Source organism: Streptomyces sp. UW30, assembly GCF_008042075.1.
GTDB lineage: Bacteria > Actinomycetota > Actinomycetes > Streptomycetales > Streptomycetaceae > Streptomyces.
This window is the reverse complement of sequence record NZ_RDBN01000053.1, coordinates 1,442,543-1,458,391: the sequence shown is the minus strand read 5'-3', so window position 1 is coordinate 1,458,391 and position 15,849 is coordinate 1,442,543. Positions and strand designations below refer to the sequence as shown.

Below are 15,849 nucleotides of genomic sequence, written 5' to 3'. Positions count from 1 at the left end.
GCGATGCCGAACCTGCGCACGATGGACAACCTGACCGAGTACTGGATCGAGGTCAACCGCCTCGAGAACCAGGCCGACCAGATACATCGCAAGCTTCTCGCCCACCTCTTCAACGGCAAGTACGACGCGATAGAGGTCCTCAAGCTCAAGCAGATCGTGGACGTGCTGGACGGCTGAACAAGGGCGCCAGGCGTGCCTGGTCGGTTCGGCGTAGGCAGGGGCAGGGCATGCCGGTCGCTGTTGTGCGTGGCGTGGGTGGTCTCGCTACAGGAACGCCAGGTTGACGACGCCGTACGCCGCCGCTGCCACCAGTGCCGCCGCCGGCATCGTGATGAACCAGCCGAGGACGATGTTCTTGGCCACGCCCCAGCGCACGGCGTTCACTCGCTTCGTTGCGCCGACGCCCATGATCGCCGAGGTGATGACGTGGGTCGTGGAGATGGGGGCCTTGAAGAGGAACGCCGTGGTGAACATGATCGATGCGCCGGTTGTTTCGGCGGCGAAGCCCTGTGGGGGGTCCAGTTCGATGATCTTGCGGCCCAGCGTGCGCATGATGCGCCAGCCGCCGGCGTACGTGCCGAGGGAGAGCATGACGGCGCAGACGATCTTCACCCACACCGGGATCGGGTCGCCGTAGTCCTCGACGCCGGCGATGACCAGGGCCATCACCACGATGCCCATGGTCTTCTGCGCGTCCTGGAGGCCGTGGCCGAGAGCCATGCCGGCCGCCGAGACCGTCTGCGCTATGCGGAAGCCGCGCTTGGTCTTGTGCGGGTTCGAGCGGCGGAACATCCACATGATCGCCGTCATCACCAGGTAGCCCACGCACAGGCCTACGATCGGTGACACGAACATCGGGATGACGACCTTCTCCAGGACGCCGTCCCAGTACACCGTCGTTCCGCCGGCCAGCGCCGCTCCCACCATGCCGCCGAACAGGGCGTGGGAAGAGGAGGAGGGGAGGCCGTAGTACCAGGTGATCAGGTTCCAGGTGATCGCGCCCACCAGCGCCGCGAAGATGATGCCCATCCCCTTCGAGCCCTCCGGTGTCTGAATCAGACCCTCACTGACCGTCTTGGCGACGCCGGACCCCAGGAAGGCGCCGCCGAGATTCATCACCGCGGCCATCAGCAGCGCGGCCCGCGGTGTCAGTGCCCGCGTCGACACGGACGTCGCGATCGCGTTCGCCGAGTCGTGGAAGCCGTTGGTGTACGTGAAGAAGAGCGCGACCGCGATGGTCACGACCAGAGCGAAGGTGTCCATGGGAGGGTCTCAGGACTCCTTGACGGCGATGGTCTCCACCGTGTTCGCCACGTGCTCGAACGCGTCCGCTGCTTCCTCCAGCACGTCCACGATCTGCTTGAGCTTGAGGACCTCTATCGCGTCGTACTTGCCGTTGAAGAGGTGGGCGAGAAGCTTGCGATGTATCTGGTCGGCCTGGTTCTCGAGGCGGTTGACCTCGATCCAGTACTCGGTCAGGTTGTCCATCGTGCGCAGGTTCGGCATCGCCTCGGCCGTCAGGTCGGCCGCGCGCGCCAGCACCTCGATCTGCTGCTCGACGCCCTTGGGAAGTTCCTCGACGTTGTAGAGGACGACCAGGTCGACGGCTTCCTCCATGAAGTCCATGATGTCGTCGAGGCATGACGCGAGGTTGTAGATGTCCTCGCGGTCGAACGGCGTGATGAACGAGGAGTTCAACTGGTGGAAGATCGCGTGCGTGGCATCGTCACCTGCGTGTTCCGCGGCCCTCATACGCTCTGCGATCTCGGCCCGGCCGGCGGAGTCCGCCCCGAGCAGTTCCATCAGGAGTTTCGAGCCCGTGACGATGTTGTCCGCGGATGCGGCAAACATGTCATAGAAGCTCGTCTCCCGGGGGGTCAGACGAAATCGCACGTGGGGTCCTCAGGAAGGATCGGTTTCGGTCAGGCTGATGCTAAGTGCATCATCCGGCCACGGCTAATGGGCCGTCCTCCAGTGTCGCCCATCAGTCACAGTGGTCGGCACGGGGGCTGCCCAGTGGTCCAGTCCAGCGTGTTCGGCCGGCCGCGGCGTCGGCCACAGGGCCTATACCCAGCAAAGTTCGGTACGATATACCCAGTAGGGGTATACGAAGCGGTCTACGTCTGGAGGACGCGATGACGACCACCGATGCCGGCGCTGGTGCGGTCTCCGCCGCTGACCAGAACACGGAACCGGCCGCCGCGGAAGTCGTGACGGACCACGACCGGGGCATCCACGGCTACCACAAGCAGAAGGACGAGCACCTCAAACGACTGCGCCGCATCGAGGGCCAGATCCGGGGCCTGCAGCGCATGGTCGACGAGGACGTCTACTGCATCGACATACTCACGCAGGTCTCCGCCTCGACCAAGGCCCTGCAGTCCTTCGCCCTCCAGCTGCTGGAGGAACACCTTCGCCACTGCGTCGCCGACGCGGCCCTCAAGGGCGGTACGGAGATCGACGCGAAGGTCGAAGAGGCGACGAAGGCGATCGGCCGGCTCCTGCGGACGTGAGGTTCGCCTCACGCACCGGCCGCCGCGTCCCGTTCCTCGGCGACGCGCAGCACCTCGTCGATGTCCTCCAGGCTGAGCCGGTCCTCCCGGGCGGCCGAGGCAGCGATGATCAGTTCTCCGCACAGCTCGATCTCGGCGAGGGCCACGTTGTCCTGAACTGCCGTACCGCCGACCGGAGCCACGTGCATCACCTCTTCTCTGCCGTTACCGACTTCCTAGAGTAGGGAGCGGCCTACGCACCGCGCATGGCACGGACGGGCTAGTTCTTGACGCCCGTCACGCGCGCACGTACCGGCCTTCACTACTCGGCGATCTTGCCGGCGTAGATGTCGTCGGCGTCCGGCAACCGTACGTCGGCGGGTGCGCCGAAGTCGTACAGCAAGGTGGTCGAGGCGACGGCGACGGCGTCCTGCTGCTGTCCGTTGACGAAGCTGAAGCGGTGCCTGACCTTGCGGATCCGGCCGTCGTCGTCGAGGAAGACGTCGAACGGCACCTGATCCGTGGCGAACCCTTTCGCCGCCGCGGCCAGGGCCTGGGCGCTGCCGTCGGAGGCCTTCCGTGCGGCAACCCGCAGGTCAGCGGTGCCCCGGTAGTGCCGCACCGGCGTGCCGGCGACCTCTTCGTCGCCCACGTACGTCGCCTTGCGCGTCCCGCGCAGCACCTCGGCGGCGACGAACGGATCGGTGGCCCCGCCGGTGACGAGGTTCCCGTCGGACAGGGACCGGGTCTCCACGCGCACCCATTTGTCGGCGGGCACTCCGGCGCCGCGGTTCTTCATGAACAGCGCTCCGGGAGCGAGCAGCTCCGTGATCGGCCGGTGCGCGGTCGCGCCCGCGGGATCCTGGGGCAGCAGGACCTTCAGGCGTCCCACCTGCCTGCGGAAGTCGTACACGCCCTCGCCGCGGATGGTGACGCGGGTGCCGCCGGTGGCCATCTCCATGGACGTACGGGTCTTGGAACTCCGGGTCCCGGCCAGCGCGTCGGCGGCGCGGCGTACGACCTCGACCGCACTCTCGCCGTGTGCGTCCTCGCTGGCGGCCCCGCTCTGCGCGCATCCGCTGCCGGCCAGACAGACACACAAGACCCCAGCCGCAACGCCCGCCCCACGCCCTCTGTGCTGCTGCCGCTCCGTCATCGCCTGCCTACCCCCAGCCGGTACGTCCGTCACGGGCCCCCCGTCGTTCCGGTTAACGACCGGTAGGTGCCCCCGTCACGCACGCGGGAGGCGTTGCGCCTACTTGCTTTGGGTAACGTTGTCACTGTGGCGCAGCAGGATGGACCGACCTCTCCCATGAAACAGGGCAACCTCTCCGAGCACCGCACGTCGATGGTGGAGAAGGGGCCCTTCTGTTCGGCCCACTGCACCTGCGGCTGGCGGGGACCGGCGAGACGGGCGCGCAGCCTGGCGAGGACGGACGCGCAGGGCCACCTGCGGGGGTGAGACCGCCCGGAACAGACGCGGGCCCGCCCCCCGGAAGCCGGGGGGCGGGCCCTTTATCTGCCTCGCGGTGGCACCGCCATGCAGCACCGCGAGGGGTTTGTGTCGCCCGAAGGCGGCGGATCAGCCGAAGCGGCCGGAGATGTAGTCCTCCGTGGCCTGGACCGACGGGTTGGAGAAGATGCGCTCCGTGTCGTCGATCTCGATCAGCTTGCCGGGCTGGCCGACAGCGGCGAGGTTGAAGAAGGCCGTGCGGTCCGAGACACGCGCCGCCTGCTGCATGTTGTGCGTCACGATGACGATCGTGAAGCGTTCCTTCAGCTCACCGATCAGGTCCTCGATGGCGAGGGTGGAGATCGGGTCCAGGGCCGAGCAGGGCTCGTCCATGAGCAGGACCTTCGGCTCGACCGCGATCGCGCGGGCGATGCAGAGGCGCTGCTGCTGACCGCCGGAGAGGCCGGAACCGGGCTTGTTCAGGCGGTCCTTCACCTCGTTCCAGAGGTTGGCGCCCTTGAGGGACTTCTCCACGACGTCGTCCAGCTGCGACTTCTTGTAGGAGCCGTTCAGCTTCAGACCGGCCGCGACGTTGTCGTAGACCGACATGGTGGGGAAGGGGTTCGGGCGCTGGAACACCATGCCGACCTCACGCCGCACGGCGACCGGGTCTATGCCGGCGCCGTAGAGGTTCTCGTCGTCGAGGAGGACCTTGCCCTCGACGCGGCCGCCCGGCGTGACCTCGTGCATGCGGTTGAGGGTGCGCAGGAAGGTGGACTTGCCGCAGCCGGACGGGCCGATGAAGGCCGTCACGGAGCGGGGCTCGACGGTCATCGAGATGTCCTCGACGGCCAGGAAGGAACTGTAGTAGGCGTTGAGGCCGCTGACATCAATGCGCTTGGCCATTTAGATCACTGCTTCTTTCGAATCCGAGTCGCTGACTGTTCAACTCTTTGGCCGCGTCAGCGACCGGTCTTGGGGGCCTTCCAGCGGGCGAGAGCCCGGGCCGCCAGGTTCAGGATCATCACGAAGACGATCAGGGTGAGGGCTGCGGCCCAGGCGCGGTCGATGCCCGCGTCCGATCCGGCGCTCAACGAGTACTGCTGATAGATGTACAGCGGCAGCGACGCCTGCGCACCCTCGAAGGGGTTGTTGTTGATGAACGGGTTGCCGAACACCACCAGCAGCACGGGCGCGGTCTCGCCGGCGATACGGGCCACCGCCAGCATGATGCCGGTGGTGATACCGCCGATCGCGGTCGGCAGGACCACCTTCAGGATCGTGCGCCACTTCGGCACGCCGAGGGCCAGGGACGCCTCACGCAGCTCGTTCGGGACGAGCTTGAGCATCTCCTCGGTGGAGCGGACCACGATCGGCAGCATCAGGATCGTCAGCGCGAGAGCGCCTGCGAAGCCGGAGAAGTCCAGGCTGAAGGCGAGCAGGATGCTGAGGATGAACAGACCGGCGACGATCGACGGGATACCGGTCATCACGTCGACGAAGAAGGTGACGGCTCGGGCGAGGGCGCCGCGCCCGTACTCCACCAGGTAGATCGCGGTGAGCACACCGATCGGCGCGGCGATCAGGGTGGCGATGCCGACCTGCTCCAGGGTGCCGATGATGGCGGCGTAGACACCGCCGCCCGGCTCGGAGTTGCCGACGACGCCCATCGAGTGGCTGAGGAAGTATGCGTCGAGGACCTTGACGCCGCGCTCGACGGTCGRCCAGATCAGCGACGCGAGCGGCACCACGGCGATCAGGAAGGCGACCCAGACCAGCGAGGTGGCGATGCGGTCCTTGGCCTGGCGGCGGTTCTCGACGACCGTCGAGATGACATACGTACCGAGCACGTAGAGGATCGCGGCGATCAGGCCCCACTGGACCTTGCTGTCGATCCCGAAGGCCAGGCTGAGGCCGATGGAGACCGCGATGGAACCCGCGGCGATCCCCCACGGGGCCCACTTCGGCAGCTGGCCGCCCTTGAGGGAGTTGGGGCGCTTGGCGGGAACGGCTGTGTGGCTCATGCGTTGGCCCCCGAGTACTCCTTGCGACGGGCGATGATCATGCGGGCCGCGCCGTTGACCAGCAGTGTGATGACGAACAGGACCAGACCGGAGGCGATCAGCGCGTCACGGCCGAACTCGTCCGCCTCGGGGAACTTGGCGGCGATGTTCTGGGCGAAGGTGCCGCCGCCCGGGTTGAGCAGGCTGGCGTGGATCAGGAAGTCCGGGGAGAGCACGGTGGCGACGGCCATCGTCTCGCCGAGCGCGCGCCCGAGGCCGAGCATCGAGGCGGAGATCACGCCGGAGCGGCCGAAGGGCAGCACGGACATGCGGATGACCTCCCAGCGCGTGGCGCCGAGGGCCAGGGCAGCCTCTTCGTGCATCTGCGGAACCTGGTTGAAGACTTCACGGCTGACGTTCGTGATGATCGGCAGGATCATGATCGCGAGCAGGATGCCGACGGTGAGCATCGTGCGCGCGGGGCCTTCGTCCCAGGAGAAGATGCCGGTCCAGCTGAAGTAGTCGTTCAGCCAGCCGAACAGGCCGTCCATCTGCGGTACGAGGATCAGGGCGCCCCAGAGGCCGTACACGATGGACGGTACGGCGGCGAGCAGGTCGATCACGTACGCGATCGGGCCGCCCAGCCTTCGCGGGGCGTAGTGGGTGATGAAGAGCGCGATGGCGACGCCGATCGGGACGGCTATGACCATGGCGATGATCGAGGAGATGACCGTGCCGTAGGCCAGGACCGCGATGCCGAAGACCGGCGGCTTCGTGCCGGTGTTCCACTCGAAGGTCGTGAGGAAGTTGCCCTCGTCCTCGCTGATGGCGAGGACGGCCCGCCAGGTGAGGAAGGCCGCGATCGCGGCCATGACGACCAGCAGGAAGATGCCCGACCCTCGGGCGAGACCGAGGAAGATCCGGTCTCCGGGGCGGGTTGCGCCGCGGACGGCACGCTTGTGCGCGCCATCAGCCGGCTGAGGCGCGGGGGGAGGTGTGTCTTGTGTGGTTATGTCCATCGGGTTCTCCGGTCTGCGGAACCGTGCTCGACGTACGGATCCATGGCGGCGGTGCACCGGACGGTGCGGCCCGGTCCTCAGCGGGACCGGGCCGCACGCTCAGATCAGCTCAGGCCCGCGACGGTGGTGCGGACCTTGGAGATGATGTCGGCGGGGATCGGGGCGTAGGAGTTCTCGGCGAGAATGCCCTGCCCGTCCTCGCTGGAGATGTAGGTCAGGAACGCCTTGACGGTCGGCAGCGTCTCGGGCTTGTTGCCCTTGTCGCAGACGATCTCGTACGTGACCAGGGTGATCGGGTAGGCGCCGTCGGCCGTGGTCTTGTAGTTGATCTCGAGCGCGAGGTCATTGCCGGTGCCGACGACCTTGGCGTCCGCGATGGCGGCGGTGGCGGTCTCGGAGGAGGGCTTGACCGGCTCGGCGGCGCCCGTGTCGATGGCGACGGACGTCAGGTCCTTGGCGTACGACTCCTCCATGTAGCTGATGGCGCCGGAGGTCTGCTTGACCGCCTGGGCGACACCGGAGGAGCCCGACGCGGCCTGGCCGCCCGGAGCCGTCCACGCCTTACCGCCCTCGAACTTCCAGTTGTCCGGGGTGGCGGCCGTCAGGTACTTGGTGAAGTTGTCCGTGGTGCCGGACTCGTCCGAGCGGTGGAACGCCTGGATCTTGGTGCTGGGCAGCTTCGCGTCGGGGTTCAGCTTCTTGATCGCGGCGTCGTCCCAGGTCTTGATCGAGCCGTTGAAGATCTTGGCGATCGTCGGCGCGTCGAGGACGAGGTTGTCGACACCGTCGACGTTGTAGGCGAGGGCGATGGCGCCGCCGACCATCGGGAGGTCGATGCCCTGGCCGCCGTCGGTGCACGCGGTCTTCTTGGACTCGGCGACCTCCTCCGGCTTCAGCGCGGAGTCCGAGCCGGCGAAGGCGACCGTGCCCTGGTTGAACGCGGTGACACCGGCGCCGGAGCCGCCGCCCTTGTAGTTGATCTGGACGCCGGAGCAGGCGGCCGAGAACTGCTTGACCCAGGCGTCGATGGCGTTCTTCTGCGCGGACGAGCCGTCGGCCAGCAGCTGGCCCTTGGCGTCGTCGCACTTGATGGAGCCGGCGGCGGCGGACGAGGAGGAGCCCCCGCCGGTCGCCTCGCCCGTGTCGTCGGAACCGCACGCCGTGAGGGCCAGGGCGCCGGAGACGGCGAGAGCGCCGAGAGCGAGGACGCGCCGGTTCTTGCGCTGAAGCTTCACTTGAGGGAATTCCTTCCAGGAGCCGCCGTCCTGAATTCCGGCGGCGTGCGAAGAATGGGCGATGCGGACGCGTCCACGGAGGTGCGGCCCGTCATCTTGCACGGCCGAAATTAGGCAGATCAGGTGAAGGCGCCGAAGGCCGTAAATGAACGGGGGGTGAACCCCTAGGTACGGCTGGGTGAGGTAACGGAACGCTTACGTTGAGGACACGGGTGTATTCCGAGACTTTGTCGGGGTTGATTCGGACTATGCCAGCCGCAGTGACTGCAACAGCGAGTCCACGAGGGAGCGGTCCCTCGGTTGGGTCAGACGCACCCGGGCGGCCGTCGGGGAGAGCCACAGCAGGCGGTCCACCTCCTCGTTGGGGGCGAAGGCGCCGGGGCCCGCCTCGGCCGCCCAGTAGCGGACCTCCTTGGGTCTGCCGTTCGCGAGATAGCGCATCGTCGGCAGCTGGGCGCCCGGCTCGGCCGAGTGTCCCGTCTCCTCCGCCACCTCGCGCAGAGCGCCCGCGAGGGGGTCCTCGCCGCGCTTCAACTTGCCCTTCGGGTGCGACCAGTCGTCGTACTTCGGTCGGTGGACCAGACATATCTCCAGCTCACCGTCTACCGGCGAACGGCGCCACAGGACGCAGCCGGCCGCACGGACAATCAGGTCGTTCACGGGAGTCACCGGGGGTCTGCCTCCTTCGGGATGACCTGTGGTCTCAGGGGTTCCCAGGGCGTGCCTCAGGGTCGCTAAGGCGTGCCGACCGTCTGCATCTGCCAGGACTGCTGGAACGCGAACCGCGCGGCCTCCACCTCGTGCCGCTGGTCGGCGTGCAGGACGCCGAGGGCGTACGCCGTCGCCGGGGCGATGCGCGGGGTGCGCGCCGCCTGGGCCGCCGCGGCCGCCGCCTCGGAGGCGTCGCGGTGCCGGTTGAGGGACTGGCCGGCCGCCAGCAGCCGTACGTCGACGGGTCCTCCCCCGAGCTCTCGGCTTCGTTCGAGCAGGGCGGGACCCCCATCGCCGTGGAGGACCTCGCGGGCATAGCGGTGCAGGCGCAACAGCAGGCGGACCTGGTGCCAGGGCGCGTCCTGCGGATGCGGGGCCGGATCCGGGGAGAGGCCGTGGATCAGGGCCTCCGCGTTGTAGGGGTGGCCGGCGGTCACCAGGGGCAGCGCCGCCACCGCGTCGGTGAGCCGCTCCTCGGCCGCGGCCGCGAGGGGGCGCAGGTCGGCGGTCGACGCGGCCGGGGTGAGGGGGACCTCGCTGGCCAGTACGGCGATGCTGTCGGCGACCGCGTGGAAGCGGCTGCTGCCGAGGGCCTGGAGGGCGCTGGAGTGCGCGCGGGTCCGGGCCAGGGTCAGCTGGCGCTCCAGCAGGGCGCCCGCTTTGGCCGCGCCCACCGTGAGGTTGCCGCGCTCCGGGGCCGCCGCCGGGTGGGGCGGGGGACCGGTGTCGCCGGATGCCGCCTTCTGCGCGGCGCCGCGGCCGCCCGCGGTCCCTTCTGCCTCGCCGGGCATGCCGATCACGCCCGCCTGCGCGGGCAGTACGGCCGCCCCCGACAGCCGGTGCAGCGCCAGCAGCAGGCGCTCCAGGCGGGCCGCGTAGGCGTGTTCCATCGCGAGCGTGCCGGAGAGCCAGGCCAGTTCGGGGCGGATGGCCTCCGACCAGTCGGCGTCCAGCAGTGGCCGGAACGTGTGCAGGCTGGCGCTGATACGGCGGGCCGAGCGGCGCAGGGCCCGTGCCGCGTCGACGGCCTCCTGCGAGCCGTTGTCCCCGACGCGCGCCTTGGTTCGCGCCGGGCCACCCGCGTCGCCGCCGGTCTCCCGGTGCAGACGCAGGGCTCGGAGGAACTCCGTGGCCTGGGCGCGCAGGTAGCCCGCCAGGGCGTCCCCGGACACGGTTCCGGCCGTGGGGTCCGTCGGATCAAGGTGTTGCTGTGCCACGCCGGCGCCTCCGGGCGTCTATGAGCATCTCCTGGACGTTGCGCAGGGGCTGGCCGTCCGCGTCCATCGCGTGCCGGGTCCACTCGCCGTCCGGGCCCAGGTGCCAGGACGCGGTGGTGTCGGACATACCGGTCTCCAGGAGCCGGTTCAGCGCGGCGCGGTGGGCCGGGTCGGTGACCCTGACCAGGGCCTCGATACGGCGGTCGAGGTTGCGGTGCATCATGTCGGCGCTGCCGATCCACACCTCGGGTTCGCCGCCGTTGCCGAAGCCGAAGACCCGGGAGTGTTCGAGGAAGCGGCCGAGGACCGAGCGGACGCGGATGTTCTCCGACAGTCCGGTCACGCCCGGGCGGATCGCGCAGATGCCGCGGACCCAGATGTCGACCGGCACGCCCGCCTGGGACGCGCCGTAGCAGGCGTCGATGATCGCCTCGTCGACGATGGAGTTGACCTTGATGCGGATGTAGGCGGGACGCCCGGCACGGTGGTGCTGGACCTCCTTGTTGATCCGCGAGACCAGACCGTCGCGCAGGGACTTGGGGGCGACCAGCAGCCGTCGGTAGGTCTCCCGGCGCGAGTAGCCGGACAGGCGGTTGAACAGGTCGGACAGGTCCGCGCCGACCTGCGGGTCGGCCGTCAGCAGGCCCAGGTCCTCGTACAGCCGGGCCGTCTTCGGGTGGTAGTTGCCCGTGCCGACGTGGCTGTAGCGCCGCAGCGTCTCGCCCTCCTGGCGGACCACGAGCGACAGCTTGCAGTGCGTCTTCAGGCCGACGAGGCCGTAGACCACGTGGCAGCCGGCCTCCTCCAGCTTGCGCGCCCACTTGATGTTGGCGTGCTCGTCGAAGCGGGCCTTGATCTCGACCAGCACGAGGACCTGCTTGCCGGCCTCGGCGGCGTCGATGAGCGCGTTGACGATCGGGGAGTCGCCGGAGGTCCGGTACAGGGTCTGCTTGATCGCGAGGACGTCCGGGTCGTCGGCCGCCTGCTCCAGGAACGCCTGCACGGAGGTGGAGAAGGAGTCGTACGGGTGGTGCAGCAGCACGTCCCGGTTGCGCAGCGCGGCGAAGATGTCCGGCGCGGACGCCGACTCGACCTCGGCGAGGTCACGGTGGGTGCCCGCGATGAACTTCGGGTACTTCAGCTCGGGCCGGTCGATGGAGGCGATGCGGAAGAGGCCGGTGAGGTCCAGGGGGCCCGTCAGCGGGTAGACCTCGGCCTCGCTGATCTTCAGCTCGCGCACCAGCAGGTCCAGGACCTCCTGGTTGATGTTCTCCTCGACCTCCAGGCGCACCGGCGGGCCGAAGCGGCGCCGCATGAGCTCCTTCTCCAGGGCCTGGAGGAGGTTCTCGGCGTCGTCCTCCTCGACCTCCAGGTCCTCGTTGCGGGTGACCCGGAAGGCGTGGTGCTCCAGCACCTCCATGCCCGGGAACAGCTCCTCCAGGTGCGCGGCGATCACGTCCTCCAGCGGGACGAACCGGCCGGGGGAGGCCTCCAGGAAGCGGGAGAGCAGCGGCGGCACCTTCACGCGGGCGAAGTGCGGCGTGCCGGTGACGGGGTTGCGGACCCGTACGGCCAGGTTCAGGGACAGGCCGGAGATGTACGGGAAGGGGTGTGCCGGGTCGACCGCCAGCGGGGTCAGGACCGGGAAGATCTGGTGCCGGAAGAGCGTGAAGAGGCGGGCCTGCTCCTTCTCGGTCAGCTCGTTCCAGCGGACCAGGTGGATGCCCTCCTCCGCGAGTGCGGGGGCGACGTCCTCGTGGTAGCAGGCGGCGTGCCGGGCCATCAGCTCGCGTGAGCGGGCCCAGATCATCTCCAGGACCTCGCGGGGCTGGAGGCCGGACGCGGACCGGGTGGCGACACCGGTGGCGATACGGCGCTTCAGTCCGGCCACGCGAACCATGAAGAACTCGTCGAGGTTGCTGGCGAAGATCGCCAGGAAGTTGGCGCGCTCCAGCAGCGGGGTGTTCGGGTCCTCGGCGAGTTCGAGGACGCGTTCGTTGAACGCGAGCCAGCTGCGCTCCCGGTCCAGGAACCGGCCCTGGGGCAGCTGGACACCTTCGACCTCGGTGACCTCGTACGCGTCGAGGTCGGCGTCGATGTCCGGTTCCAGGTCGGAGACGACCGCCGAGGTGACCGTGTGCGGGCGATGTGCCGCGATGGAGCCGACGGAGGGCTGCGGGTGCTGGACCTGGGCATGGGCGTTCGAGGACTGGCTCATATGCCCATTGTTCCGCGTGTCGGCGCTTATGGGCGCGTCGGAACGCGCGGGCGGGAGTGTTGCGGGGAGGCGTCGTGCGTCCCCGTTCCTCGCGCTCCCCTGCGCGGGAACCGAAGGCTCTGGCACGGCGGCGGTCATTGGCCGAGCCTCGCAAGTCCGTCTGAACCAATGGTTACGGAGACATGGCGTGTGGGATAGCGGGGGGCGGCTCGCGGACGTCTACGTGGTCGCACGTATGTCCAGACCGCACGCCCCTCCCCCCGCGAAGGGCGTGCGGCGCGATCTACGGCAGCCGGCGGTGCAGCAGCCGGAAGGCGGCGAGGGTCGCTGCGGCGGCCACGGCGAGGAGGATGCCGGTCTCGACGTACTGGATCGGCCAGAAGTGGGACTCGGGGTGGTACGTCGCCGTGATGTGCCGGACACCGTCCGTGACCTTGGTGTCCCAGTCCGCCACGAAGGTCGAGCGGGGCACTTCGAGGTCACCGGTCGCGGTGCGGGTGACCTTGGGCCACAGGTCCTCGCGGAGGCGTTCCATCACGACGCAGAGGACGAGCGAGGCCGCGAAACCCACCCCGGCGGCGGGCAGGGCGCGCCGCCACACCAGCCCGGCGAGCGCGCCGAGGGCGAGGCCGGCCAGGGCGTAGGCGACGGCCGCCGGGCCCGTCCCGACGAAGACGTCCGTGTAGTACCACTCCCCGACCAGCCCGGCGTCGCTGTCCCCGCGCGCCCAGTTGTTCAGCAGCACGATCGTGCCGGTGCCGGTGGCGAGCAGGACGGCCGGGACGGCGAGCTTGGTGGCCAGCCAGCGGGCCGGGGTGACGGACTGGGTCCAGGCGAGCCGCGCGGTGCCGTTCTCCAGCTCGCGTCCGATGAGCGCGGCGCCGGCCCAGGCGGCTATGGGGAGGATCGCGTAGGTCAGGGCACTGGCGACCAGCTCGATCCAGCCGGCGTAGACGTCGTCCACGGTGACCGACTCCAGGGACGCACAGGCGGGGAAGCCGTCGTGGGCCGGTGTGGTGCACGCGACGTTGCCCTTGCGGGCCTCGTCGCCGATGGCGTACAGCCAGATCAGCAGGCCGGTGGCGGAGGCCAGGGCCAGTCCCCAGAAGATCAGGGCGGTGCGGTGCACCCGCAGGACGGTCCAGACCAGGCCCCGCGGCCTGCGCGGGGTGCGCGTGGCCGGGGCGGTCGTGGTGGTGACGGCGGCGGTCATACGACGGCTCCGGTACGGCGCTTCAGCAGCCGGAAGGCGATCAGGGCCGCCAGGGCGGCGACGGCGAGGACGACGCCCGTCTCCATCAGCTGGAGGGGCCAGAAGTGGGAGGAGGGGTGGTAGTCGCGGTAGAAGCCGGCGATGTCGTGGGCGGCCAGGCACTTGGCGTCGTCGACGCACATGGGGTCCGGGACGCGGGCGCCGGAGGAGGTGAGCGCCCCCTCGCCGAGGACCATGCCGATGTACTCGGGGTACTCGTGCTTGTTCGTCATCGTCGCGACGGGCCACAGATGCGGGCGCAGGCTGACGGTCGCGGACGACACGAGCGCCAGGGCGACGACCGCCGTGCCGAGCGCGGGCAGGGAGCGGCGGTGGAGCAGGCCCGCGAGGACGCCGACGGCCAGGCCGAGCAGGGCGTAGGCGGAGGCGATGGTGCCGTTGGCCGCAAAGGTGGTGCTCTCGTACCAGTCCCGTGAGTTCAGCGCCACGCGCAGCGAGCCGTCCGCCGACCACACCATGCGGTGCAGCAGCGTGAGCAGGAGCGTGCCGGCGACCAGCAGGGCCGCCGGGACGGCGAGCTTGGCGGCCAGCCAGCGGGCCGGGGAGACGGACTGGGTCCACGCCAACTGGGCGGTACCGCTCTCCAGTTCACGTCCGATGAGCGCCCCGCCGGCCCAGGCGGCGGCAAGGTAGGGCACGAGGCCGAGGAGCCCGGCGCCGACGCTGAGGGCCGTGTCGTACCGGACGTAGGCGTCGCCCGTGGAGTCGCAGCCCAGGCCCGGCTGCCCCGAGTCGCACCCCATCCTGCGGAACTCGGCCCAGGCGGCGTCCGCGCCCGGACCGTACGCCCACAGCAGGGTGCCCGCTCCGACGACCACCAGCATCACCCAGAACCACAGCGCCGAGCGGTGCACCCGCAGCATGGCCCAGAGCAGTCCGCGCGGCCCCCGGGAGGGGGTGACGGAGGCGGCGGGCTTGTCGATGGTCACGGCGGTCATACGGCGGCCTCCAGCGCGTCGTCGAGGCGGAGGGCCGGGGCCTGCGGGGCGCGCAGATGCGCCAGGACCAGCTCCTCCAGGGTCGGGGCGGTGGACTGCCAGCCGTCGCCGAGGGGGCCTGAAGGCCGTATCAGCGCGGTGAGTTGGCGACCGGTGGTGCGGGATTCGATCACGGTGTGCGCGTCCAGGGAGGCGTCGGCGCGGCCGGTGACGAGGCGGTGCGCGGCGAGCAGGTCGTCCAGCGGGCCCGCGAGGCGGACGCGGCCGGAGCCGAGCAGCAGGAGGTGGTCGCAGGCGCCGTCGAGTTCGGCCACGACATGCGAGGACATGACAACCGTGGTGCCGTGCTCGGCGGCGTCCGCCATCAGCGCCGCCATCAGCTGATGCCGGGCGAGCGGGTCGAGGTCGGCCATCGCCTCGTCCAGGAGCAGCAGTTCGGGGCGCTTGCCGAGGGCGAGGGCGAGCGCGACGCGGGTGCGCTGGCCGCCGGAGAGCGTGCGGATCTTGGCGTCCGGTTCCAGGTCGCCCTCGGTGACGATCCGCTGCGCGACCCGGTCGTCCCAGTGGCGGGGGTTCAGCTCGCGGCCGAAGCGCAGGGTGTCGGCGACGGTGAGCTGGGGGTGCAGGGGCTTGTCCTGGGCGAGGTAGGCGACCCGCTCACGGACGGCCGCCGGGGCCTGACCGAAGACGGTGAGCGTGCCGTCGGTGGGGCGCAGCAGCCCAGCGGCGAGCGAGAGCAGGGTCGACTTGCCCGCGCCGTTCGACCCGACGACGGCGCACACGCTGCCTACCGGGAGCCGGAAGGAGCAGTCGTCCAGCGCCTGCTTGCGGCGCCGGCCGAACCCCTTGCTCAGCGCGGCCGCCTCGATGGCGGTCTCGGTCATGACTCGTCCCCCTTGAAGTGCGTGTCCAGTACGGAAGTGAAGAGCGCGTCCACGTCGTCGCGGTCCAGCCCGGCCTCGCGGGCCCGTGCTGCCCAGGCGTCCAGTTCGGCGCGCAGCGGCGAGTCCGCCGGCGCGGTGTTCAGTCCGCGTCGCACGAACGTGCCGAGTCCCCGCCGTGCCTCGACCAGGCCTTCGCGTTCCAGTTCGCGGTAGGCCTTGAGCACGGTGTTGGGGTTGATGGCGGTCGCCTCGACGACCTCACGGGCCGTGGGCAGCTTGTCGCCCGGCTCCAACAGGCCCAGTCTCAGGGCCTGTTTGGTCTGCTGGACGATCTGCACGTAGGTGGCGACGCCGGAGCGCCGGTCGATGCGGTACTCGACCATCCGTTCCACCACCCTTTCACTAA

16 protein-coding genes and 1 pseudogene are annotated in these 15,849 nt (G+C 69.7%); 2 read left to right on the top strand and 15 right to left on the bottom strand.

The annotated features are described in order from the left end of the window. Positions 1–171: pseudogene (locus EAO75_RS41035) on the top strand (DUF47 domain-containing protein); the annotation flags it as partial. A gap of 93 nt (positions 172–264) precedes the next feature. Here the strand turns inward: EAO75_RS41035 and EAO75_RS41030 are convergent. After that, complete coding sequence (locus tag EAO75_RS41030; RefSeq protein ID WP_148000126.1) at positions 265–1,263, bottom strand: inorganic phosphate transporter; 999 nt, start codon at positions 1,261–1,263, stop codon at positions 265–267. A 9-nt stretch (positions 1,264–1,272) separates the two neighbouring features. Then, positions 1,273–1,893, bottom strand: a complete 621-nt coding sequence (locus EAO75_RS41025) for a DUF47 domain-containing protein (protein ID WP_148000125.1) — start codon at positions 1,891–1,893, stop codon at positions 1,273–1,275. A 242-nt stretch (positions 1,894–2,135) separates the two neighbouring features. On the opposite strand from EAO75_RS41025, the gene EAO75_RS41020 reads away from it, so the two are divergent. Further along, positions 2,136–2,513 (top strand): metal-sensitive transcriptional regulator, encoded by a 378-nt coding sequence (locus tag EAO75_RS41020; RefSeq protein ID WP_148000124.1) that lies wholly within the window; start codon positions 2,136–2,138, stop codon positions 2,511–2,513. Positions 2,514–2,521: 8 nt separating this feature from the next. Here EAO75_RS41020 and EAO75_RS41015 read toward each other — a convergent pair whose 3' ends face one another. The 13 genes from EAO75_RS41015 to EAO75_RS40955 all read right to left on the bottom strand — a co-directional run bounded on the left by EAO75_RS41015 (position 2,522) and on the right by EAO75_RS40955 (position 15,826). Next, positions 2,522–2,701 carry a hypothetical protein gene (locus EAO75_RS41015; protein WP_148000123.1) on the bottom strand — a complete coding sequence of 60 codons (180 nt, stop codon included), beginning with the start codon at positions 2,699–2,701 and terminating at the stop codon, positions 2,522–2,524. Between the two features lie 113 nt (positions 2,702–2,814). Then, entirely contained in the window at positions 2,815–3,648 is an 834-nt protein-coding gene (locus tag EAO75_RS41010) for a hypothetical protein (protein ID WP_148000122.1), read from the bottom strand. A gap of 426 nt (positions 3,649–4,074) precedes the next feature. Continuing rightward, entirely contained in the window at positions 4,075–4,851 is a 777-nt protein-coding gene (pstB, locus tag EAO75_RS41005) for a phosphate ABC transporter ATP-binding protein PstB (RefSeq protein WP_148000121.1), read from the bottom strand. A 56-nt stretch (positions 4,852–4,907) separates the two neighbouring features. Next, positions 4,908–5,969, bottom strand: a complete 1,062-nt coding sequence (gene pstA, locus EAO75_RS41000) for a phosphate ABC transporter permease PstA (RefSeq protein ID WP_148000120.1) — start codon at positions 5,967–5,969, stop codon at positions 4,908–4,910. Next, a complete protein-coding gene (pstC, locus tag EAO75_RS40995) occupies positions 5,966–6,967 on the bottom strand; it encodes a phosphate ABC transporter permease subunit PstC (RefSeq protein WP_148000119.1) in 1,002 nt (333 codons plus the stop codon). The genes pstA and pstC overlap by 4 nt, the downstream gene beginning before the upstream one ends. Positions 6,968–7,071: 104 nt before the next feature. Further along, the gene (pstS, locus tag EAO75_RS40990) at positions 7,072–8,202 is read right to left on the bottom strand and encodes a phosphate ABC transporter substrate-binding protein PstS (protein WP_148000118.1); all 1,131 of its coding nucleotides are present in this window, start codon (positions 8,200–8,202) and stop codon (positions 7,072–7,074) included. A gap of 246 nt (positions 8,203–8,448) precedes the next feature. Beyond that, complete coding sequence (locus EAO75_RS40985) at positions 8,449–8,862, bottom strand: NUDIX hydrolase (RefSeq protein ID WP_148000580.1); 414 nt, start codon at positions 8,860–8,862, stop codon at positions 8,449–8,451. Between the two features lie 74 nt (positions 8,863–8,936). Next, positions 8,937–10,130 (bottom strand): CHAD domain-containing protein, encoded by a 1,194-nt coding sequence (locus EAO75_RS40980; protein WP_148000117.1) that lies wholly within the window; start codon positions 10,128–10,130, stop codon positions 8,937–8,939. Then, positions 10,111–12,348, bottom strand: a complete 2,238-nt coding sequence (locus EAO75_RS40975) for an RNA degradosome polyphosphate kinase (RefSeq protein ID WP_148000116.1) — start codon at positions 12,346–12,348, stop codon at positions 10,111–10,113. Before EAO75_RS40975 ends, EAO75_RS40980 begins: the two co-directional genes overlap by 20 nt. 283 nt (positions 12,349–12,631) lie before the next feature. Continuing rightward, the gene (locus EAO75_RS40970) at positions 12,632–13,561 is read right to left on the bottom strand and encodes a hypothetical protein (RefSeq protein WP_148000115.1); all 930 of its coding nucleotides are present in this window, start codon (positions 13,559–13,561) and stop codon (positions 12,632–12,634) included. Then, positions 13,558–14,559 carry an ABC transporter permease gene (locus EAO75_RS40965; RefSeq protein WP_148000114.1) on the bottom strand — a complete coding sequence of 334 codons (1,002 nt, stop codon included), beginning with the start codon at positions 14,557–14,559 and terminating at the stop codon, positions 13,558–13,560. The genes EAO75_RS40970 and EAO75_RS40965 overlap by 4 nt, the downstream gene beginning before the upstream one ends. Then, a complete protein-coding gene (locus EAO75_RS40960; protein WP_148000113.1) occupies positions 14,556–15,443 on the bottom strand; it encodes an ABC transporter ATP-binding protein in 888 nt (295 codons plus the stop codon). Before EAO75_RS40960 ends, EAO75_RS40965 begins: the two co-directional genes overlap by 4 nt. Next, the gene (locus tag EAO75_RS40955; RefSeq protein WP_148000112.1) at positions 15,440–15,826 is read right to left on the bottom strand and encodes a GntR family transcriptional regulator; all 387 of its coding nucleotides are present in this window, start codon (positions 15,824–15,826) and stop codon (positions 15,440–15,442) included. The genes EAO75_RS40960 and EAO75_RS40955 overlap by 4 nt, the downstream gene beginning before the upstream one ends. Positions 15,827–15,849: the final 23 nt, after the last annotated feature.